This window comes from Aggregicoccus sp. 17bor-14, assembly GCF_009659535.1.
GTDB lineage: Bacteria > Myxococcota > Myxococcia > Myxococcales > Myxococcaceae > Aggregicoccus.
Genome location: NZ_VJZZ01000008.1, coordinates 129746 through 149053 on the forward strand (window position 1 = coordinate 129746; position 19308 = coordinate 149053).

General features: G+C 72.9%; 18 protein-coding genes. 7 read left to right on the forward strand and 11 right to left on the reverse strand.

Going from position 1 to position 19308, the window contains the following annotated elements; genetic code table 11:
* Positions 1 to 116: 116 nt before the first annotated feature.
* The 8 genes from FGE12_RS16660 to FGE12_RS16695 form a co-directional block, all read right to left on the reverse strand.
* On the reverse strand, positions 117 to 1673 hold the full coding sequence (locus FGE12_RS16660) for a tetratricopeptide repeat protein (protein WP_153867474.1): 1557 nt from the start codon (positions 1671 to 1673) through the stop codon (positions 117 to 119).
* Positions 1674 to 1683: 10 nt separating this feature from the next.
* Positions 1684 to 2883: an outer membrane beta-barrel domain-containing protein gene (locus FGE12_RS16665; protein WP_153867475.1), complete on the reverse strand. Its 1200-nt coding sequence runs from the start codon at positions 2881 to 2883 to the stop codon at positions 1684 to 1686.
* 8 nt (positions 2884 to 2891) lie between these two features.
* Complete coding sequence (locus FGE12_RS16670; RefSeq protein ID WP_153867476.1) at positions 2892 to 3716, reverse strand: outer membrane beta-barrel domain-containing protein; 825 nt, start codon at positions 3714 to 3716, stop codon at positions 2892 to 2894.
* Between the two features lie 330 nt (positions 3717 to 4046).
* On the reverse strand, positions 4047 to 4688 hold the full coding sequence (gene rplC, locus FGE12_RS16675; protein ID WP_153867664.1) for a 50S ribosomal protein L3: 642 nt from the start codon (positions 4686 to 4688) through the stop codon (positions 4047 to 4049).
* Positions 4689 to 4882: 194 nt separating this feature from the next.
* Positions 4883 to 5668: a hypothetical protein gene (locus tag FGE12_RS16680; RefSeq protein ID WP_153867477.1), complete on the reverse strand. Its 786-nt coding sequence runs from the start codon at positions 5666 to 5668 to the stop codon at positions 4883 to 4885.
* 34 nt (positions 5669 to 5702) lie between these two features.
* Positions 5703 to 6188 (reverse strand): hypothetical protein, encoded by a 486-nt coding sequence (locus tag FGE12_RS16685; protein ID WP_153867478.1) that lies wholly within the window; start codon positions 6186 to 6188, stop codon positions 5703 to 5705.
* Positions 6189 to 6313: 125 nt separating this feature from the next.
* Positions 6314 to 6871 carry a hypothetical protein gene (locus FGE12_RS16690; RefSeq protein WP_194797950.1) on the reverse strand — a complete coding sequence of 186 codons (558 nt, stop codon included), beginning with the start codon at positions 6869 to 6871 and terminating at the stop codon, positions 6314 to 6316.
* On the reverse strand, positions 6868 to 7059 hold the full coding sequence (locus tag FGE12_RS16695; RefSeq protein ID WP_194797951.1) for a lmo0937 family membrane protein: 192 nt from the start codon (positions 7057 to 7059) through the stop codon (positions 6868 to 6870). The genes FGE12_RS16690 and FGE12_RS16695 overlap by 4 nt, the downstream gene beginning before the upstream one ends.
* A 302-nt stretch (positions 7060 to 7361) precedes the next feature.
* Here FGE12_RS16695 and FGE12_RS16700 point away from each other — a divergent pair, with 302 nt between their 5' ends.
* The 7 genes from FGE12_RS16700 to FGE12_RS16730 all read left to right on the forward strand — a co-directional run bounded on the left by FGE12_RS16700 (position 7362) and on the right by FGE12_RS16730 (position 16741).
* The gene (locus tag FGE12_RS16700; protein WP_153867480.1) at positions 7362 to 8102 is read left to right on the forward strand and encodes a lytic transglycosylase domain-containing protein; all 741 of its coding nucleotides are present in this window, start codon (positions 7362 to 7364) and stop codon (positions 8100 to 8102) included.
* A 201-nt stretch (positions 8103 to 8303) separates the two neighbouring features.
* Entirely contained in the window at positions 8304 to 8645 is a 342-nt protein-coding gene (locus FGE12_RS16705) for an STAS domain-containing protein (RefSeq protein WP_194797952.1), read from the forward strand.
* 117 nt (positions 8646 to 8762) lie between these two features.
* The gene (locus FGE12_RS16710; protein ID WP_153867482.1) at positions 8763 to 9743 is read left to right on the forward strand and encodes a MoxR family ATPase; all 981 of its coding nucleotides are present in this window, start codon (positions 8763 to 8765) and stop codon (positions 9741 to 9743) included.
* Positions 9740 to 10744 (forward strand): DUF58 domain-containing protein, encoded by a 1005-nt coding sequence (locus tag FGE12_RS16715; RefSeq protein ID WP_370459030.1) that lies wholly within the window; start codon positions 9740 to 9742, stop codon positions 10742 to 10744. Before FGE12_RS16710 ends, FGE12_RS16715 begins: the two co-directional genes overlap by 4 nt.
* Positions 10741 to 12777, forward strand: coding sequence for a DUF3488 and transglutaminase-like domain-containing protein (locus FGE12_RS16720; RefSeq protein ID WP_153867483.1), 2037 nt, complete (start codon positions 10741 to 10743; stop codon positions 12775 to 12777). Before FGE12_RS16715 ends, FGE12_RS16720 begins: the two co-directional genes overlap by 4 nt.
* Before the next feature lie 386 nt (positions 12778 to 13163).
* Positions 13164 to 14057 (forward strand): RNA polymerase factor sigma-32, encoded by an 894-nt coding sequence (locus tag FGE12_RS16725; RefSeq protein ID WP_153867484.1) that lies wholly within the window; start codon positions 13164 to 13166, stop codon positions 14055 to 14057.
* Between the two features lie 173 nt (positions 14058 to 14230).
* A complete protein-coding gene (locus FGE12_RS16730; RefSeq protein ID WP_153867485.1) occupies positions 14231 to 16741 on the forward strand; it encodes an OPT family oligopeptide transporter in 2511 nt (836 codons plus the stop codon).
* Between the two features lie 127 nt (positions 16742 to 16868).
* Here the strand turns inward: FGE12_RS16730 and FGE12_RS16735 are convergent, their stop codons facing one another.
* Genes FGE12_RS16735 through FGE12_RS16745 form a run of 3 tightly spaced genes read right to left on the reverse strand, consistent with a single transcriptional unit; the run spans position 16869 to position 19304 of the window.
* The gene (locus tag FGE12_RS16735) at positions 16869 to 17825 is read right to left on the reverse strand and encodes an RluA family pseudouridine synthase (RefSeq protein WP_153867486.1); all 957 of its coding nucleotides are present in this window, start codon (positions 17823 to 17825) and stop codon (positions 16869 to 16871) included.
* Positions 17819 to 18082 carry a hypothetical protein gene (locus FGE12_RS16740; protein ID WP_153867487.1) on the reverse strand — a complete coding sequence of 88 codons (264 nt, stop codon included), beginning with the start codon at positions 18080 to 18082 and terminating at the stop codon, positions 17819 to 17821. The genes FGE12_RS16735 and FGE12_RS16740 overlap by 7 nt, the downstream gene beginning before the upstream one ends.
* Before the next feature lie 55 nt (positions 18083 to 18137).
* Positions 18138 to 19304, reverse strand: coding sequence for a helix-turn-helix domain-containing protein (locus FGE12_RS16745; protein ID WP_153867488.1), 1167 nt, complete (start codon positions 19302 to 19304; stop codon positions 18138 to 18140).
* Positions 19305 to 19308 lie beyond the last annotated feature (4 nt).

Sequence of the window (19308 nt, forward strand, 5' to 3'; positions counted from 1 at the left end):
CACCGTGCGCGGGGGACTTCCTGCACTGAACGCACGAACGCACCGCAGCCCCGGGATGCCTGTCCGGGACGGCGGTGCGTCGGGTACTGCACAGGGCTGCGAGGCCCCTGGAGCGCCTACTCCTGCGCGCGCGCGGGGCAGCCGCGCTTGAGCGTGTACTGGTAGTAGCCGATCTCGTCGATCCAGAACTCGCCCTGGAACTTCCAGTAGTTCCAGTCCGCGCCCGGGATCTTCGGGCGGTAGAGCGACTGGCGCGTGAGCAGCTTCTTCTGGTCCACGCCCTGGGCGAGCAGGTCCTTCTCGTCCAGCGCGGTCTGCACGCGGATGATCTCCGTCTGGTCGCCGAAGGTGCGCAGGTTGTCCGCGGCCTCCTTCAGGCGGCTCTTGGCGAGCGTGCCGCCCACCTGCTGCAGCGTGGTGCGGTTCGCATCCAGAGCGGCCACGGACTCGGGCGCCATGCGGCTGCCGCGCCAGGCGCCCACGTTGGAGAAGGCGCGCTTCTCGGCGTCGATCTGCCCCAGCGTGCGGATCACGCCCTGCACGCGCTCGTTGTTGCGGATCCACAGGTACACCGGCCGCGGCAGGCGCTTGGTGTCCGCGCCGGAGACGAGGTCGAACACGGCGGTGGGCTGGGTGTCGTCGCCGAGCAGCGGCTTGATCTGCGTGAGCATCGGCTCGTAGAGCTGCTCGAAGGCGGCGAGCGCGGTCTTCGACTCGTCGAAGAGGCAGCTGTAGTAGTAGACGGTGGCCTTGAGGATCCACGACTCGGGCTGGAAGGCGCCGGCGAACTGCGGGGCGTGCAGCGCCTGCAGGCTGCCCAGCGCGCCGCCGAAGTCCTCGTTCTGGAAGCGCGCGAAGCCGTTCTCGAAGAGCGCCTGGTCCCAGTAGGTGCTGTAGCGCGGCACCGCCTCGTAGGCGCGGCTGGCCTCGGCGTACTCGCCGCGGCCGTAGTGCAGGCGGCCCAGGCCCAGCAGCGCGAGCTCGCGCGTGCGCTGCCCGTCCTGCTGCTTCGGGTCCTTCACGTCCACCACGCTCTGGAACGCGGCGAGCGCGGCTTTGTCCAGCGCCTCCTTCTCACCGGGGCGGCCGGGGAAGCGCGGGTCCGCGAGCACCACGCCCAGCAGGTAGCGGCTCTTGGCGAACACGCGGCTGCCCTGGGGCACCGCCTCGAGCAGCGCGCGCGCCTGCTCGAACTGGCCGCGGCGCTGGTGGATGGAGGCCACCAGGTAGTTGATGCGCGCGAGCGTGTCCGGCTTGAGCTTCACCCAGCGGTCCTTCGCGTCCTCGGTGTAGGCCTGCGCGAGCACGTTGGGCACCAGGTTCTGCTCGTCCAGCAGCGCCTGCATCTGCACCAGCCCCTCCACCGCCTCCAGCTGGAAGGGGTGCGAGGGGCCCTGGTTCACGATGGAGGCGAAGCCGAGCAGCGCGCTCACCGGCAGGCGGTGGCGCGCGAAGCTCTGCGCGAGGTACAGCTGGGCCTTCTGCGCGGAGGCGACGTCCGCCGTCTGCGCGGCGACGTCGTAGAGCAGCGGGGCCGCAGCCTCGTCGTTGCCGGCGTCGTAGAGCGCCAGCGCGCGCTGCAGGGTGGCGGCTTCCTGCTGCGCGAGCGCCGGCGTGGGCGCGAGCGCTGCGAGGGCACAGAGCGAGAGGGTCAGGGCGAGCAGTCGGTTCATGGCGTGCCCCCTAGAAGAGGATGGAGAAGCCGGCGTAGAAGCTCACGACGTTGAGCACGTCGCTGGAGGGCTCGGCGATGAGGTCCTGGGCGAGCGGCAGATCCTCGCGCAGGTTCTTGTCGGTGCCGGACTGCGTCCCGTCGAACTCCTCGCGCTTGCAGCTGCCGCTCAGCTGCAGGCTGCCGAAGTCGGTGCCGTTGCGGTTCGCCTCGGACATCGTAGTGATGTCCGCGAGGTTGCAGCCGTTCACGCGGTCCACGCGCGCGGTGTAGACGAGGTCGCGCGCCTCGAGCCGCAGCGCGAAGCGCTTGCCCAGCTGCACGCGGAAGCCGCCGCCCACGGTGCCCAGGAAGCGCTGGCCCGTGTCCGCGTAGCGCGCCGGGTCGTGCACGGTGCCGCCGTCCACCTCGCGGTCCACCTCGGGGCGCAGCAGCACCTCGGTGGAGCCGATGCCCGCGCCGCCGCTGAGCACCAGGCTGAACTGGCCCAGGATGCCGTCGTAGAATGCGAACTTGCCGTAGAAGGGCGTGACCTCCACGCCCGCGGTGGCGCCCCACTTGAGCAGCAGCGAGCTCGCCGCGAGCCCGGACGCCGCCGCCTTGTCGCGCAGCTCGTCCACGAAGGCCGTCTCGGCGGTGCGCCAGTGGTACTGCCCGGACAGCTGCAGCGCGAGGTTCTCCTGCAGGTGGTAGATGTACTGCGCCGCGCTGCCCGCGTGGGTGGTGTACTTGCCGTTCACCTGCACCACGGCGGGAAAGAGCGCGAGCTCGTGCTTGCCCGCGTCCGCGAAGCGCTTCTTCTGCACCACGTGCACGGCCACGTTGGGGTTGTAGAGCGGCGCGCCGCTCACCAGCCGCTGGGAGGCCGGGTCCTCGATGGCCTCGCCCTGCAGCGGGTCACCCGATGCGGCGTCCGAGGTCGGAGCATCGGAGGCCTGCGCCGCCGGGGCGTCCGGCTCGGCGGGTGGCGCGCCCTGGGTCGCGGCGTCCGGGTCATCGGACGGCGCGGCCTGCGCCGCGTCCGCGGGGGGCGTGGCGGGCTTCTTCGCGGGGGTCTGCTCGGGCACGGCGGTGCCGAGCGCGCGGGGCTCTTGGGCGGCCGGCGCGGCCGGGGCGAGCTGCGCCGCAGGGGCGGCAGAGGGCTCGGCCGCGCGGGCGACCTGGGCGTGCGCGGCGGCGGGAAGGAGCGCGAGGATCAGGAGCGATCGCATAGGCAGGGTCAGAAGAGGAAGGTGTAGCCGAGGTCGAACTGCACGATGTGCTGCAGCCCCGGGTGCGGCTCGAAGGTGCCGGTCTCCTGGCCCGCCTCGTAGAGGGCGCGCTCCAGGTTCACGCGGTAGCTGTCGCGGAACACCCAGTCGCGCAGCTCGAGCCGCACGCCGTGGTGCTGCCCGACGAAGAAGCGCAGGCCCCACGCGGCGCTCACCACCGGCGCGGTGCGCGAGTCCTTGGCCCAGTAGGTCTCGGTGGCGCTGGAGCGGTCCTCCGGCACCGTGCGGTTGTCACAGATGCCGCGCGCGCGGTCGACCACCTGGGTGCAGACCAGCAGCGACTCGCGGCTCAGGCGCGCCATGCCGCCGCCCAGCCACAGGTAGCTCTGGAAGTGCACGGGCAGCTCCTCGAGCAGCGAGAGCTTGCCGTACACCGGCGCCCAGCGCAGCCCGCCCACCACGTGCGCGCCCATCTCCCAGAGGTCCGAGAGCTCGTCCACGGCCTGGGTGTTCTCGCTGCGCTGCGAGAGGTACTGCTCGGCCACCGAGTCCGCGAGCCCGGTGTGGCGGCTCGCCGCGTAGCCGGCGCGCCCCTCGATGGCGAGCGACTCGAGCAGGTTGTAGGCGAGCCCCGCGTCGAAGACGTAGTGCGCGGTGAGGCGCGTGGTCACGTTGGCGCCCGCGCTCACCGAGGCCTCGAGCCGGTTCTTCACCGAGAAGAGGCGGTTGCGGACGACGACGTTCTCGAGGACCGCGTCCTGCTGCGCCTCGGCGCGGCTGGCCGCGAGGCAGAGGGTGAGCGAGCTGAGGACGGCAAGGAGGCGTGCATTCATAGAGTCAGGCGCGGTGCGGCTCGCGAGCTGCGGGGGTGCGACCGGTCTGTGCGTGGAAGAGGCGGCGGCGCGCTGGTGCGCAGGCGACCCTCCGTGGCGCATCCATCTGGGCATCCCCTGCCCCGTGGGCAAGGTGAGACCGTCCGTAGCACGCGGCCTTTGCGCGCCCCCGCCGCTTTTCGCGCCCACTCGCCAACGTTTGCAGCGGCGGACACTTCGCGCGCCCCGAGCCCGCAAAAGCGAACGCCCCGCCCGGATCCTCAGGGAGGAGCCGGAGCGGGGCGTGCACATCACCCGGGCGCGGGGAGCGCCCGGAGTAGAGGCTGCGGACTAGCCGCGGGCCGCGGCGTGCTGGGCGCGCAGGGCGACCTTCACGCTGGGGCGGATGTAGACGATGGCGTTGTTGTGGCCGGCGACCGCGCCCTTCACGAGCAGCAGGCCCTTCTCGGCGTCCACGTCCACCACGGTGAGGTTCTGGGTGGTGACCTGCTCCACGCCGTAGTGACCGGGCATCTTCTTGTTCGGGTACACGCGGCCGGGCGTCTTGCGCTGGCCGATGGCGCCCGGGTGACGCTGGTACTCGTGCGTACCGTGGGTCTTGGTCTGCGAGCCCTTGAAGTTCCAGCGCTTCATGACGCCCGCGAAGCCGCGGCCCTTGGTCACGCCGGTCACGTCCACGAGCTGGCCCTTGGCGAACATGTCCGCCTTGACCGCCTCACCGACGTTGAAGCCCGCGGCCTCCTCGGCGCTCACGCGGAACTCGCGCACGTGGCGGCGCGGAGCGGCGTTGGCCTTCTTGAAGGAGCCGATCTGAGCCTTGCTCAGGCTCTTCTCGCGGATCTCCCCGTAGCCCAGCGTCACCGCCGAGTACGCGTCCTTCTCCGGGGTACGCTTGCCCACGACCTGGCAGGTGGTGACGTCGATCACGGTCACCGGAACGAGGTTGCCCTCGTCGTTGAACACCTGGGTCATGCCGATCTTCTTGCCAATGAGACCCTTCACGTCGTCCTCACTGCGAGCGCCCGTGGCGCGAAAAATTCAATAATTACAACAACTTGGCCCGTCAAACGCCCCACGGGCGGCGGGAAGCGGCGCAATGTAGCAGCTGTACCCCCCACGTCAAGCGCCCTGAATGGAGGGCGCCCCGGGGCGTGCGTCCCTGGGGATCAACCAGCGCGGTCGAGCCGGGGGTAGAGCGCGGCGAGCGCCGCGTCCGGGACACGCGAGGCATACACGTCCTCGCCCAGCAGGAACAGGGATTGATCGAGAAAATCCTCCGCCGCCTGCGTCTCCCCCTCCTTCGCCGCGATTGCCTGGTCGAGCTGCGCCATCCGGGCGTCGAACGCCTCCTTGCGCGCCTGCTCCTCGTCCTCCAGCTCGATGAGCCGCTTGTGGGCGAGGATGCCCTCCGCGCCGGGCTGGCCGGGCTTGGGTGTGAGCGCCTGGGCGAGCTCGTACTCCAGGTCCTCCAGCTCGCGCGCCTGGCGCATCTGGGCGAGCCGCTGCTTCTTGAGGTTGTCGCGGCTCACCGCGAGCTTCGCCTCGTCCTGGGTGGTGAGCTCCAGGTCCGCGTGGCGCGCCTCGAGCTTCGCGAGCCCCTCCTTCGCGTAGCGCAGCTCGGCGCGGCGCGTGGACAGGCGCTTGCGCAGCTCGCGCACCCTCCCGTCGATGGCGTCCACCGCGCGCTTCCAGCGCTTCACCGTGGCCTGCAGGCTGCTGCGCTCCTGGGCGGCCGCCTCCTGGAAGGCCTCGTGCGCGGCGTCTGCCTCGTTGAGGCGGGCCTCGAGCGCGGCGAGCTCCTCGCGCCGCGCCACCACGGCGGCCTCGGCGCGGTACACGCGGTCCATCGAGCTGGAGATGGGCGGCGGGCAGCCGGGGCGTCCCGCGAGCCGGTCGCGCGCGAGGTCTCCGAGCTGGAAGATGAGATCGTCGTAGCGCTCCGCCTTGGCCATGGGGGCGGATTCAACCCCAGAGCGCGCCTGCCTGTCAGCCTCCCTCGGGAGCGGCCGCCACGGGCTCGGGCGCGGCCGCCGCGGCGCTGCCCCCGCGCGCGAGCGGCCCGGCCACCAGCGCGAACAGCTCGCGGGCGCGGTCCAGCTCCTCGGTGCGGTTGAGCTCGCACACCCAGGCGCTCGAGAGGTCCGCGTGCGTGCGCGCCATCTCGGCCACCGTCTCGTAGCGCAGCGCGGAGGTGCGCGCGAACGCGGCCTCGCGCCGCAGCTCGAGCACCAGCTCACCGCAGGGGTCCACGTCCAGCGGGGGCACCGGGAGCGGCCCACGCCCCAGCGCCGCCAGCCGGGCGAGCAGCCGCGAGGCGTGGGCGCGGCAGAAGGCCGCGAGCACCATCAGCCGGGCGCGGCTGCGCGGCTCCTCCACGCGCTCGGCGAGCGCCGTCATGCGCCGCGCCGACACCACCTCCGACTCCCATGCTGCCGCCAGCGCCGCCGCCAGGCGGGTATGCCTCGCACCCATCGGGCCTGCCCCTTTCCCCGTCCCCGTCCTGCCCATGTGCGCGCGCAGGAGCCCCGTCAGCCAAGCTATGGACGCTGCGCGCGCCTTTCAACAGGGGTGTTGCGCGGCGCTGCTACTCGGCGCTGCTACTCCTCGATGAACTGCAGCTCCACGCGCGAGCGCCCGGCGACGCCCGAGTGGCGCGCACCGCAGCGCGGGCAGAACAGGGGCTCGTCCCAGTCCCACAGGGCCTTCACGTCCTCGCCGCAGCACAGCAGCGGCAGCACGCGCATGTCGTCGGGCTCGGCGGGCATCGGCCCGGGCAGCTCCGCGGGCGGCACGGCGATGAACGTCGGGCGCGGGTTCTGCGCGAGCGTGCGCGCCACGTGCGCGAGCTGCTCGTAGCGCACGTGATCTCCCCACGCTCGCGCGAGCGCCTCGAGGTGCGCCTGCTGCTCCTCGGTGAGCCACGCCTCCGCGCCGGCGCGGTGGCCGCAGTAGAGGCAGCTGCGCTCGGGCGCGCATGCGCCGTGCGCGTCCCCGCTCGCGCTGCGCTCCTCCACCTCGAACGGAGAGAGCGCGCACAGCGCGCGCTGCAGCACCCCCGCGTCGGACGGGCTGGGCCGCGTCTTGAAGTGGCGCCGGCAGCGCGGGCACTCGCGGCGCACGAAGCCCGAGGCGTCCGGCCTCAGCTCCAGCTTCACGGACGCGCGCGTCCGGAGGCCCCCGTCCCCGCCCCCGCGAGCGGACGGCGGCCCCGGCTCATCAGCGCGAGCACGAGGCTCGCCAGGGAGAAGAGGAGGAAGAGGTGCACCCAGTGGCCCTCGGTGGAGCCGGTGATGAGGCCGACGGCCCAGAGGACGAGGAGGATCACCGTGATGGTCCAGTACACGCGCGCGCTTCCCTTCTGACCGGACCCGGGTCGCAGGAGGCTGCGGCCCTCTCGTCAGTCCGGCACGGGCGCAAAGCTAGGGAGCGGGCGCAAGGGCGCCAACTGCAGGTAAGGACACCAGCCCCCAGTGGACATTCGTTTGCCCTCCATCGGAAAAAGATTCCGCTCGCCCCACGCAGGGCACTTTCGCGGATCAGATGGGGAAAGGGTTTTCTCCGCTTGGCATGGCAGCTGCTTAGCGCTGCCGCCACATGGTGCACGGGGCGCTTCGCACGGGGCGGAGCGCGGGGAGGAAGACGGCGATGCGGAACTGGGCGGCGGGGCTTGCTGTGGCGGCAGTACTGGGAACGACCTCGGTGGTGCTCGGCTACGAGGGGCAGACGCCGCAGCAGCACCAGATGGAGAGCACCGAGCTGCTGCAGCTGCGCGCCAAGCTCGCGGAGCGCGAGGCCCAGGTGCAGAGCCTGCAGCAGAAGGTGGCGCAGCTGGAGGAGGCGGACCACCTGGGCGAGGCGGAGCGGCTCGGGGTGCTCCAGGCGGTCGCGCAGTCCGGGCTGCCGGCGCGCCAGCAGAAGCGGCTCGCGGTGGCGATCGTGCGCGAGGCGAAGCGCAACGGCGTGGACCCCATGCTGGTGGTCGCGATCATCCGCTGCGAGAGCTCCTTCAACAACTACGCGGTCTCGGGCGTGGGCGCGATGGGCCTGATGCAGGTCATGCCGGACACCGGCAGCTTCCTCGCGGACCGCGCGGGCTGGAAGCTGGGGCGCCCCACCAACCTCTTCGACTCGGAGCTCAACGTGGAGCTGGGCACCGCCTACGTGGCCGAGCTCATCGCGCGCTTCGGCTCGGTGGAGAAGGCGCTCGTCGCCTACAACGCGGGCCCCGCGCTCGCCAAGCGCATCCTGGCCAAGCCGGACGCGCGCAAGCGCTTCCTGGCGGGTTACCCCAAGAAGGTGGTCGCCGAGTTCCGCAAGCTGAAGGCGAAGCAGGAGTCGGAGCTCACCCTTCGTGCCGAGAAGGCAACGGACGACTCCAACGGCTGAGCGCTAGCGGACATCCCGCACGCCCGCTTCAGGACACCGGAGCAAAAGTTTACCCTCTGTGGCTGAACGGTTTCTCCCTCCATGCCCATGGTGCCTCCCGCAGTGGTTCGGCGGGAGCGGAACAAGTCTGCATGCCCCGGCTGTTTGGGGGGCCGCATGCAGGCCCGGCGGACTCGGGACCTGGCGACAGAGGGAGACACCATGGGGCTGCAGATTCACAGGGAGATCCAGGCAGGGCGCGTGATGCTGCGCCTGGAGGGCACGCTGGACGGGCGTACCGCGCAGCAGCTGCGCGAGTCGCTCGGCGGCGCCGAGGGCCGCGAGGTGGTGGTGGACTTCAGCCTCGTGCGCGACTTCAAGGACACCGCCGTGGCGGTGCTCACCCGCGACCTGGAGGCGCGCCCCGTGCAGCTGCGCGGGCTCGCCGGGCACCAGGCCCGCATGTTCCGCTACTTCGGCTTCAGCCCGGAGGGCACCCGCGCACCCGGTGCGACGCAGTCCGACACCGGCCTCTTCACGGCGGACGAGCTGCTGACCGGGTAGTGGCCCGTTGGCAGCCAGGCGGGCGAGCGGGCGTGCGCGCCCCCGCCCCGCCAGCGCGCGCGGCATCCGCAGCTTCGGGGGTGCGCGCCGCGGGGAAAGGTTAGAGTGCGCGGCTGGATGAACCAGCCCGCTCGAGCCCTCTCCCCCACCCCTTCTCCCGCCCAGGCACGCGCGTCCATGGAGCGCCTCGCGGCGCTGCTCAGCGGCGTCGTGCAGGGCAAGGAGCGCGAGGCGCGCCTCACCGTCACCTGCCTCGTCGCGGACGGGCACCTGCTGCTCGAGGACGTGCCCGGCGTGGGCAAGACCACGCTCGCCGAGGCGCTCGCGCGCGGCTGTGCGCTGTCCTTCGCGCGCATCCAGTTCACCGCCGACCTGCTGCCCGCGGACGTGCTGGGCGCCCAGGTCTTCCACGCGCCCACCGCCGCGTTCAACTTCCGCCCCGGCCCGCTCTTCCGCCAGCTGGTGCTCGCGGACGAGCTCAACCGCGCTCCGCCGCGCACCCAGTCCGCGCTGCTGGAGGCGATGGCGCAGGGCCAGGTGTCCCTGGATGGCACCACGCACCTGCTGCCGCGCCCGTTCACGGTGGTGGCCACGCAGAACCCGGTGGACCTCTCGGGCACCTTCCCGCTGCCGGACTCGCAGCTGGACCGCTTCCTCATGCGGCTGTCCCTGGGCCACCCCTCCGCCGAGGTGGAGGCGCGGCTGCTCACCACCCGCGGCGCGGCGAGCCCGCTGCAGGGCCTGAGCGCGGTGGCCACGCCGGAGGAGCTGCTGGGCCTGCGCGAGCTCGCGGCGGGGCTGCACCTGGACGGCGCGGTGGCGGACTACGTGGTGCGGCTCGCGCACGCCACGCGCAGCCACGGGGACATCGAGCGCGGCGCCTCCACCCGCGCGGTGCTCGCCCTGGGCCGGGCCGCGCGCGCGCAGGCGCTGTGGGACGCGCGCGACTTCGTCACCCCCGCGGACGTGCGCGAGGTGCTGGTGCCCTGCCTCGCCCACCGGCTGCTGCTGCGCAGCGCGGGGGCGGGCGCCGCGGCGCGGGACGAGGCGGCGCACCTGCTGGGCGAGCTGGTTCGCAAGGTGCCGGCGCCGCGGTGAGCACCCGGGCGCCACATGCGCCGCCGGGGCTTGCGCAGCGCCTGCGCGCGCGGCTGCGGCCGCCGCGCACGCTGCAGGTCACCCGCATGGGGCGCACCTACCTGGTGCTCACCGTGGGCATCGGGCTGGGGGCGCTCAACACCGGCAACAACCTGCTCTACCTGGTGCTGGGGCTGCTGCTCAGCCTGATGGTGGTCTCCGGCGTGCTCAGCGAGCGCTGCCTCCGCGACCTCGAGGTGCGCCGGCTGGGCAGCGAGGCCGCCTTCGCCGCCGAGCCCTTCGCCTTCCGCTGGGCGCTGAGGCGCAAGAAGGGCCACGCCTTCGCGCTGCGCATCTCCGAGGCCGCCGTCGAGGCCATGGCCGGGAGCGGGGACGTGCCTGCGGCGCCGCTCGCGGGCGCGGGGCAGCTGCCGCACCTGCGCGCGGGCGCCGAGCAGGTGGTGCGCGCGGACCTCGTGGCGCCGCGGCGCGGGCCGCTCGCGCTCTCGGGCGTGCGGGTGACCACCACCTACCCGCTCGGCCTCTTCGCCAAGACGCGCACCTTCGAGCTGCCCGGCACGCTGCTCGTCTACCCGCGCCGCGGCTTCGCCTGCGCGCAGGCCCCGGCCGCGCTGCAGGGGCGCGTGGGCGACGTGGGCAACCCGCTGCGCACCGACGGCACCGGGGACGTGCTGGGCCTGCGCGAGCTCGGCGAGGGCGAGGACGTGCGGCGCGTGCACTGGCTCAAGAGCGCCGCCGCGGGACGGCTGCTCGCCGTGCAGCGCGAGCGCGAGGACCTGCGCGTGTTCCTCCTCGAGCTGGAGCCGGGGCTCGAGGGAGAGCCGCTCGAGCGCGCGTGCGAGCAGGTGGCGGCGCAGGCGCACCAGCTGCTCGGCGAGGGGCACGAGGTGGGCCTGCGGGCCGGAGCGCTGAGCCTGCGGCCGGCGGCGGGCCCGGGCCAGGAGCGGCGGCTGCTGCGCGCGCTCGCGTGGCTCGGCTTCGACGCGGAGCAGGCGGCATGAGGCCCCCCACCCGGCTCAGACTGCGGCTGCGCGACCTGGGCTGCGGCGCGGGCTTCGGCGCCATGGCCGTGAGCGGCCAGCTCCCCGCGTGGACGCTCGGGGTGTTCGGGCTCTCGCTGCTGCTCGCGCTGCTCGGGCGCCGGGTGCTCGGGCAGCGCACGCTCGCGAGCGCGCTGCTGCTCCTGGGCAGCGCTGCGATGCTCTACGTCCAGGTGACGCGCGAGGGGCTGGATCCGGTGGTGGCCGCGAGCGCCTTCGCCGCGCTCGTCGCCGCGCAGCGGCTCCTGTCCACCCCCTCCCCGGCCACCGACGGCCACGTGCACCTGGTGGGGCTGCTGATGATCGCGGGCGGCGCGGCGCTCTCGGGCGACCTGCCCTTCGCGCTCTGCCTCATCGCCTTCACCGTGCTCAGCTGCCTCTCCATGGGGCTGTCCGCCATCGAGGCGGTGGTGCCCGAGGAGGAGCGCGTCCCGGTGCGCGAGGCGCTGGGGCCGCTCTCGGTGGGCGTGCTCTTCGCGGTGCTGGGCGCCATCACCTTCTTCATCCTCTTCCCGCGCGTGAGCTGGAACATGGCCTCGCGCCGCGGCAGCGCGGGCCTCGGTGTGGCCACGGCGGGCTTCGCGGACAAGGTGCGGCTGGGGGGCTCGGGCACCATCAAGAGCAACCCGCGCGTCGTGCTGCGGGCGCAGCTCACCCCGGATCCCGGCGCGGACACGCTCAATGCGCACTGGCTGGGGCGCACCTTCGACACCTTCGACGGGACGGAGTGGTCCAGCGTGGGCGAGCCGCTGCCGCCGCGCCAGGTGGTGACGCTGCGGCGCGGTGGCGAGGGGCTGGTGCACCAGCGCCTCGAGCTGCTGCCGGCCTACGGCGCGCGCACGCTCATCGCGCTCGAGACGCCGGCGCGCCTGGGCAACGGCTACACGGTCTCGGGCGCGGACCGCCAGCGCCTGGGCCTGGTGCGCGTGGGCACGAGCGAGGTGCGCTTCGCAACGGACGGCTCCGGCTTCTTCTACGAGGCCTACAGCATGCCGGGCGAGGCCGCCCCCGTGCCGGACGCCATGTCCATCCCCGAGCGAGACCAGCTGCTCGCGCTGCCCATGGGGCTGGACCCGCGGGTGGGAGCGCTCGCCGAGAAGGTGCTCGCGGGGGAGCAGGACCCGCTGCGCGCGGCGCACAAGCTCGAGGCCTTCCTGCAGCGCGAGTACCGCTACACGCTGGAGCTGGGCGGCGACGTGGAGGACCCGCTCGCCGACTTCCTCTTCGGCCGCAAGGAGGGCCACTGCGAGCACTTCGCCACCGCGCTCACCATCATGCTGCGCACCCAGGGCATCGCGGCGCGCCTCGCCACGGGCTTCTACGGCGGCGAGCGCGTGCAGGACGGCTACATCGTGCGCGCAGGCGATGCGCACGCGTGGACGCACGTGCTCGTCCCCGGCCAGGGCTTCGTCACGGTGGACCCCACCCCGCCCGACTACCGCGCCGCGCAGCCGCTCGCGGTGCTCGAGGCGCTCGTCACCCTGTACGAGCGGATGGAGAACCTGTGGCGGGCGGCCGTGGTGGACTACTCCTTCCGCGACCAGATGCAGCTGGCGAGCGCGCTGGTGCGCCCGCCGCGAGAGCGCGGCCCCGAGGGCGCGCGCGGCCAGGTGCCCTTGCCCCCTGCGCGCGCATGGGCTGCGGCGCTGGCGGTGGGGCTCGCCGTCTACGCGACCTGGCGCTTCGCCACGCGCGCACGCCAGCGCACCCGCCCCCTGGACGCCACGCGCTTCCTCGAGGCCGTGGAGCGGCGCCTCGCGCGCGCCGGCGTGCGGCCCCAGCCGCAGGAGCCGCTCGAGCGCCTCGGCGCGCGCCTGGAGGCCGAGGGACACCCCCTGGGCCCCGCGCTGCGCCCCGTGGCCCGGCGCTACCTGGAGGCCCGCTTCGGTGGGAGGCCTCTCCAGGAGGGTGAGGCCGCGCGGCTGCTCGCCACGCTCGCCCACCCGCCTCCTCGCAAGGGCCCGCCGCCCTCGCCCGGCCCGCGCGCCCCGTAGCGCGCCTCCCCGCCCAGGGCGCTCCCGGAGGGCAGCGCCCTTGCGCCCGCCCTCCCACCGGCCGCGCGTGGCGCGCCCCGCCGACGGCGCCGCGCCCGGGCGTTAGTCCTTGGGACGCCGAGGAGGAAGGGCAAGAGGCAGCCGAGCGACGTTTCGGAACTTCTTACAGCCTTCATCGGCAAGGGCAGGCGGCGCGGGGCTGTAATGCTTACTCCCCTCCGGGCCCTGCATGGCCGCGCGATTCGCCAAGTGCGCGCGGACACTGGCGAAATCCCGGAGGCGCGGTTGGCACCGGGGTTGCTCAAGGGAGCCGCTGTCAAGTTGTCAGAAGGGTTCCCCCTTCCCTCCACGGCCTCGGCGAGGCCCCCACCGTCGGAGCAGACCACATGCAGGCAACCACTGAGCAGTCCTCGAACTCTGGCTCCCTGGCGATGTACCTCTCGGAGATCAACCAGTACGCCCTGCTCACGGTGGAGGAGGAGCAGCTGCTCGCGCGGCGCTTCATCAAGGGCGACCTGGCGGCCGGTCACCGGCTGGTGACGAGCAACCTGCGCTTCGTGGTGAAGGTGGCCTACGAGTACCGCTCCTACGGCATCAAGATGTCGGACCTCATCCAGGAGGGGAACATCGGCCTGATGAAGGCCGTGCAGAAGTTCGATCCGGACAAGGGCATCCGCCTCATCTCCTACGCGGTGTGGTGGATCCGCGCGTACATCCAGAACTACATCCTCAAGAGCTGGTCGCTGGTGAAGCTCGGCACCACCCAGGCCCAGCGCAAGCTCTTCTTCAGCCTCGCCCGCACGCGCCGCGAGCTGGAGAAGTTCGGCACCAACGACGCCCCGGGCGTGAACGTGGACGAGATCGCCAAGCGCCTGCACGTGAAGCCGGGCGAGGTGCGCGAGATGGAGCAGCGCATGGGCGGGCGCGACCTGTCGCTCGACGCCCCCATGGGCGAGGACGGCGGCAACAGCCACGTGGACTTCGTGCAGAGCGCGAGCGCGAGCCAGGACGACGAGTTCGCGGACAAGGAGGAGGCGGGCATCATCAACGCCCGCGTGCGCACCGCGCTGATGCGCCTGGACCCGCGCGAGCGCTTCATCATCGAGCAGCGCGTGATGAACGAGCGCCCCATGACCCTCAAGGAGCTGGGCGAGCACTTCGGCTTCAGCCGCGAGCGCGCCCGCCAGCTGGAGATCCGCGCGAAGGACAAGCTCAAGGCGGAGCTCGCGGCGCTGATGGCCGAGGTGGACCCCGAGAGCCTGATGGCGGCCCAGCAGTAGCCCCAAGGCCCATCGCAGCAGCAGTGCGCGCGGCGCCCCTGCCCTCTCCTTCCGGAGGGGCGGTCGGGCGCCGCGGTGCGTCTGACGTCCGACGTCCGGTGGCTGCGCGGCGCGTTGGGCCTGCGGGCAATCCCTTGCTATGACGCGGTCCTTCCTCGCTGAAGGAGCGCGACTTGTCCCACGGCCACCCGCCGACCCCCGAAGACCGCGTGCCGGTAGCCCAGGCGCACGCCGTCCACTCGCCCTACATCCCCGCGACCCAGTCCCCCGTCGAGCTCACCCTGCGCGGCCTGGTGCTGGGCTCGGTGCTGGGCATCGTGTTCGCGGCGTCCTCGGTGTACCTGGCGGTGAAGGTGGGCCTCACGGTCTCCGCCTCCATCCCCATCGCGGTGCTCTCCATCGCGATCTTCCGGGCCTGGGGCCGCTCGAGCATCCTCGAGAACACCATCGTGCAGACGGTGGGCTCGGCCGGCGAGTCGCTCGCGTTCGGCGTGGCGGCGGCGCTGCCGGCGCTGCTCTTGCTCGGCTACGACATCGACCTGATGCACGCCTTCCTCATCGCCTCCCTGGGCGGCGTGCTCGGCGTGCTGATGATGATCCCGCTGCGCCCGGGCCTCATCGTGCAGGAGCACGGCAACCTCACCTACCCCGAGGGCACCGCGTGCGCGGACGTGCTCATCGTGGGCGAGCAGGGCGGCACCAACGCGAAGACGGTGGTGCTCGGCTTCGCGGTGGGCGGGCTCTACAAGTTCGCGTACGCCGGCATGAAGCTCTGGAAGGAAGTGGTGGGCACGGCGCTCAGCTGGACCAAGACCGTGGCGGGCAAGGTGGTCCCCGCGGGGTTCCAGGGCGGCTCGATGTCGGTGGAGATCAGCCCCGAGCTGCTGGGCGTGGGCTACATCATCGGGCCCAAGGTCGCGGGCATCACCTTCGCGGGAGGCGTGCTCAGCTACCTGGTGCTCATCCCGATGATCAAGTTCTTCGGCAGCGGGATGACCGAGCCCTTCCTGCGCCACGACGGGGCCCTCATCCGGGACATGTCCCCGGACGCCATCCGTGACGCGTACGTGCTGTACATCGGCGCGGGCGCGGTGGCGACCGGCGGCCTCATCAGCCTGCTGCGCTCGCTGCCCACCATCGTCAGCGCCTTCAAGCGCGGCTTCGAGACCCTGATGGCCAGCCGCCGCCCGGCGGCGAGCATGCCCACGCTGCTGCGCACCGAGCAGGACCTGCCCATCACGGTGGTGCTCGTGGGCAGCGCGCTGCTGGTGCTCATCATCTGGCTCGCCCCGCCGCTGCACGTGAACTTCGTCTCCGCGGTGCTGATCGTGCTGTTCGGCTTCTTCTTCGTCACGGTGAGCGCGCGCATCACCGGGGAGATCGGCTCCTCGTCCAACCCCATCTCCGGCATGGTGGTGGCAACCCTGCTCATCACCTGCCTCGTGTACCTGATGCTCGGCTGGACCTCGCCGGCGGACCGCTTCATGGCGCTCACCACGGCGGCCATCGTGGGCATCGCGGCCTCCAACGGCGGCACCACGGCGCAGGACCTCAAGACCGCGTTCCTCGTGGGCGGCACGCCGCGCCGGCAGCAGGTCGCGCTCTTCGTCGGCGTGCTCACCAGCGCGGCCGTCATCGGGCTCACGCTGGTCACGCTCAACAAGGGCGCCACCACCATCCTCCCCGAGCCCCACCCGAACCAGCCGGTGAGCGAGCTGAGCGACGAGCAGGTGGTGCAGCACAGCTACGTCTGGGCGGTGGACGAGGGGACCCTGAAGGCGCGCGGCGCCGACCTCGCCCAGCTGCGCGCGGCGGCCTTCGGCGCGGGCCTGGAGCTGAGCAGCCGCGGTGCCACCGAGCTGCGCAGCTGGAAGTCCCTCACCGCGCAGGAGGTGGCGGCGACCACGCTGCACCTGCGCGGGGGCGCCTCCCTCAAGGTGAGCGAGCTGGGCTCCCTCGCGCCGGGCCCCACGCGCACCTACCACGTCGGCTACGTGCGCTCGGGCAGCGACTCGCCCGTGCCCACCGGCAAGTACCTCGTGGACGAGGCCCAGAGCATCCAGTACCTCGTGGACCCGGGCATCGGCGGCCGCGTCACCGAGTACGAGGGCCACTCGCTCACCCGCTACAGCGCCCCCAAGGCGCAGCTGTTCGCGCTGATCATCGACGGCATCCTCACCCAGAAGCTGCCGTGGGATCTGGTGCTGCTCGGCGTGTTCATCTCGCTGATGCTCGAGCTGAGCGGCGTGTCCTCCCTGCCCTTCGCGGTGGGCGTGTACCTGCCCATCTCCACCAGCTCGCCCATCTTCGTGGGCGGCCTCGTCCGCTACTTCGTGGACAAGGTGCGCGGCGGCTCGGCGGCCGAGTCCGAGTTCTCCCCCGGCACGCTGCTGTCCTCGGGCTACATCGCGGGTGGCGCCATCGCGGGCGTGCTCATCGCCTTCCTGGAGATTGCCACCGGCGGCGCCGGCACGCGGGCGATCAACATCCCCCAGCAGCTGGGCACCGAGGGCGCGCTGGGGCGGCTGCTCAACGCCATCGGCGAGAGCGAGGTTGCCCACGTCGTGTGGTCCAACCTCTTCGGCTTCGCCGTCTTCATGCTGCTCGCGGCGCTGCTCTTGCGCGTGGGGCTCAAGGGCCAGAGCGGCGCGGTGGCGCCTCCGCCCGCCGCCGGCAAGCAGTAGCGACTTCTGTCTCTCGCAGCATCCGCGGCGCGCCTCCGGGAGGGGGCGCGCCGCTTCCTTTCCGGAGCGGGCCCCGCAACGGGCACAGGATGCCCGCACCCGCCCGAGCAACGCTCCCCGCCCAGCTTCAGCGCAGGGCGCGCAGCGAGGCGAGCGCCGCCTCGAGGTCCGCGGGCAGCGGCGCCTCGAAGTGCAGCGCCTTGCGGGTGCGCGGGTGCGCGAACGCGAGGCGCCACGCGTGCAGCGCCTGGCGGCCGAGCGCCGCCTGCACCTCACCCACCGGGCCCTTGCTGCGCTTGGTGCCGCCGTACAGCGCGTCTCCCAGGAGCGGGTGGCCCGCCTCGGAGAGGTGGACGCGGATCTGGTGCGTGCGCCCGGTGTGCAGCTCCACCTCGAGCAGCGCCGCGCCCGGAAAGCGCTCGCGCACGCGGAACCCGGTGAGCGCGGGCTTGCCCGCCTTCACCCGCCCGCTGAAGCGCTGGCGGTGGATGGGGTGGCGCCCGTAGAGGGTCTCGATGCGCCCCTCCGCGGGCGGCTCGCCGTGCACCAGCGCGAGGTAGGTCTTCTGCACCTCGCGCGTCTTGAAGGCCTTCTGCAGCGCCACCAGGGCCTGCTCGTGCTTGGCCACCACGAGGCAGCCGGAGGTGTCCTTGTCCAGCCGGTGCACGATGCCCGGCCGCAGCTCGCCGCCGACGCCCGCGAGGTCCTTCACCCGGTGCAGCAGGGCGTTGACCAGGGTGCCGCTCGCGTGGCCCGCCCCCGGGTGCACCACCATGCCGGCCGCCTTGTCCACGACCACCAGGTCACGGTCCTCGTGCAGCAGCGTGAGGGGCAGCTCTTCCGCGGCGGGCTTCGCAGCCACGGGCGCCGGCACGCTCACGCGCAGCAGCTCCCCGCCGCGCAGGCGCGCCGCGGGCTTCACCTGGCGGCCGTCCACTTGCACGTGGCCTGCCTCGATGAGCGCGGCGAGCCGCGAGCGGGTGAGCTCGGGCAGCGCGCGCGCGAGGTACTGGTCCACGCGCTCGCCGCGGGCCTCCGGGGGCGCGCGCAGCTCGCGCGGCTCGGGCGCCTGCGCAGCTACCAAATCTTCGACTTCACGTGCGCCTTCGAGCGCAGGACGATGTCGTTCACCGCGCGCTCGAAGAAGTTCATCTGGGTGAAGACCTCGGCGCTGACGCGGCTCTTGTAGAGCTCGCGGCCCTCGTCGAGCTCGTCCTTGAGCACCTCGAACAGGTTGTCCTGCTCGATGCCCTTGATGATCTTCTGCTCGTTGTAGAGCGAGATGTCCGAGGCGATCGCCCGGGCCAGCCGCATCGCCTTGATCTTTTCCTCTTCCGTCATCGCTCGACCTTTCTAGGCAGCACCACGGAGTGAGTCAACATTCGGAAGGGCCGGCTCAGCGGCCCCGCGGACGGCTCGTGAGCGCGAGGTAGCTCTTGCTCACGCGCAAGGGGTCCAGCCCCAGCTCGCGCGCGAGGCTCATGAGGATGCCACGCAGGTACACGGGGCTGGGCAGCGCGTCGTAGCGATCCGCCTCCACGTTCTCCAGGTGACGGGTGCCGATCTTCGTGCGATCGGCGAGCACCCGCAGCGTGAAGCCGCGGCTCTCGCGCACGCGGCGCAGCAGCTCGCCGTTGAACTCGGTGTCGGGCGGGAGCTCGGGGGCGCGCGGGCGCGGCTCGTCGAAACGGGGCTCGGCGGCGCGCGGCTCGGCGGCGCGAGCCTCGGCAGCCCGCGGCTCGCCCCGCGCCGCGCCGGAGCGCCCGGGCACCAGGGCGAGCGCCGACTCGGACGACGAGGGCGCACCGCCCTCCCCCGTCGCGGGAGCGGCGGGCGTGGGCTCCGAAGCCTCGGCGGGACGACCCGCGCTCCGCTCCGCCGCCACCGCGGGACGCACGGGCTCGTCGGCGGCCGCCGACGTCTGCGCGTGCTCCGCCGGGCGGGCGGGGACCGAGGCCTGCGGCTCGTCGGCAGCGCCGCGCACGGGCGCAGCGTCCTGCGGGCGCGCGTTGCGAGCGGCCGCGGCAGGCTCGACCGCCACCTCCGCGGGCGCAGGTGCCTCGATGCGCGCGGCAGGAGGGACAGGCTCGGGGGCCGGCGCAGCGCGCGGCGACTCTGCCGGAGCGGGCGCCGCGGCGTCGCCCAGCAGGGGGAGCGGCGAGAGGCCGACGTAGGAGATGGAGAAGCCGGGCTGCGGCGAGGACAGCCGTGCGAAGAGGCGGCCCGCGGCGCCGCGGGCGAGCGGCTGCGCTGCGGCGGCCGCGCTGAGGTCACCCTGCGCTGCGGCGCGCAGCGACTCGGCGCGCGCGAGCTCGCGCGGGGGCAGCCCCAGCGACGTGTCGTACTCGCGCCGCAGGTCCGCGTCAGTGAGCATCTCCATGGCCTCGGTGATGCGGGCGCGCAGCGCCTGCAGCCGGCTCGGGTCCTCGAGCGCGTACACCGCCACCGAGTCCGGGGCGTACATCTCCAGCGCGCGCGCGTGCGCATCGCGGATCTCCGCGTCCGAGGCGGACGGCGGCAGGTCGAGGATCTCGTAGTACGTCTGCTGCTCGAAGGGTTTCATGGGC

What these genes read in the sequence shown, in the direction of transcription:
- FGE12_RS16660 (WP_153867474.1), bottom strand. Translation starts at nt 1,673, where the DNA reads ATGAACCGACTGCTCGCCCTGACCCTCTCGCTCTGTGCCCTCGCAGCG.
- FGE12_RS16665 (WP_153867475.1), bottom strand. Translation starts at nt 2,883, where the DNA reads ATGCGATCGCTCCTGATCCTCGCGCTCCTTCCCGCCGCCGCGCACGCC.
- FGE12_RS16670 (WP_153867476.1), bottom strand. Translation starts at nt 3,716, where the DNA reads ATGAATGCACGCCTCCTTGCCGTCCTCAGCTCGCTCACCCTCTGCCTC.
- rplC (WP_153867664.1), bottom strand. Translation starts at nt 4,688, where the DNA reads ATGACCCAGGTGTTCAACGACGAGGGCAACCTCGTTCCGGTGACCGTG.
- FGE12_RS16680 (WP_153867477.1), bottom strand. Translation starts at nt 5,668, where the DNA reads ATGGCCAAGGCGGAGCGCTACGACGATCTCATCTTCCAGCTCGGAGAC.
- FGE12_RS16685 (WP_153867478.1), bottom strand. Translation starts at nt 6,188, where the DNA reads ATGGGTGCGAGGCATACCCGCCTGGCGGCGGCGCTGGCGGCAGCATGG.
- FGE12_RS16700 (WP_153867480.1), top strand. Translation starts at nt 7,362, where the DNA reads ATGCGGAACTGGGCGGCGGGGCTTGCTGTGGCGGCAGTACTGGGAACG.
- FGE12_RS16705 (WP_194797952.1), top strand. Translation starts at nt 8,304, where the DNA reads ATGGGGCTGCAGATTCACAGGGAGATCCAGGCAGGGCGCGTGATGCTG.
- FGE12_RS16710 (WP_153867482.1), top strand. Translation starts at nt 8,763, where the DNA reads ATGAACCAGCCCGCTCGAGCCCTCTCCCCCACCCCTTCTCCCGCCCAG.
- FGE12_RS16720 (WP_153867483.1), top strand. Translation starts at nt 10,741, where the DNA reads ATGAGGCCCCCCACCCGGCTCAGACTGCGGCTGCGCGACCTGGGCTGC.
- FGE12_RS16725 (WP_153867484.1), top strand. Translation starts at nt 13,164, where the DNA reads ATGCAGGCAACCACTGAGCAGTCCTCGAACTCTGGCTCCCTGGCGATG.
- FGE12_RS16740 (WP_153867487.1), bottom strand. Translation starts at nt 18,082, where the DNA reads ATGACGGAAGAGGAAAAGATCAAGGCGATGCGGCTGGCCCGGGCGATC.
- FGE12_RS16745 (WP_153867488.1), bottom strand. Translation starts at nt 19,304, where the DNA reads ATGAAACCCTTCGAGCAGCAGACGTACTACGAGATCCTCGACCTGCCG.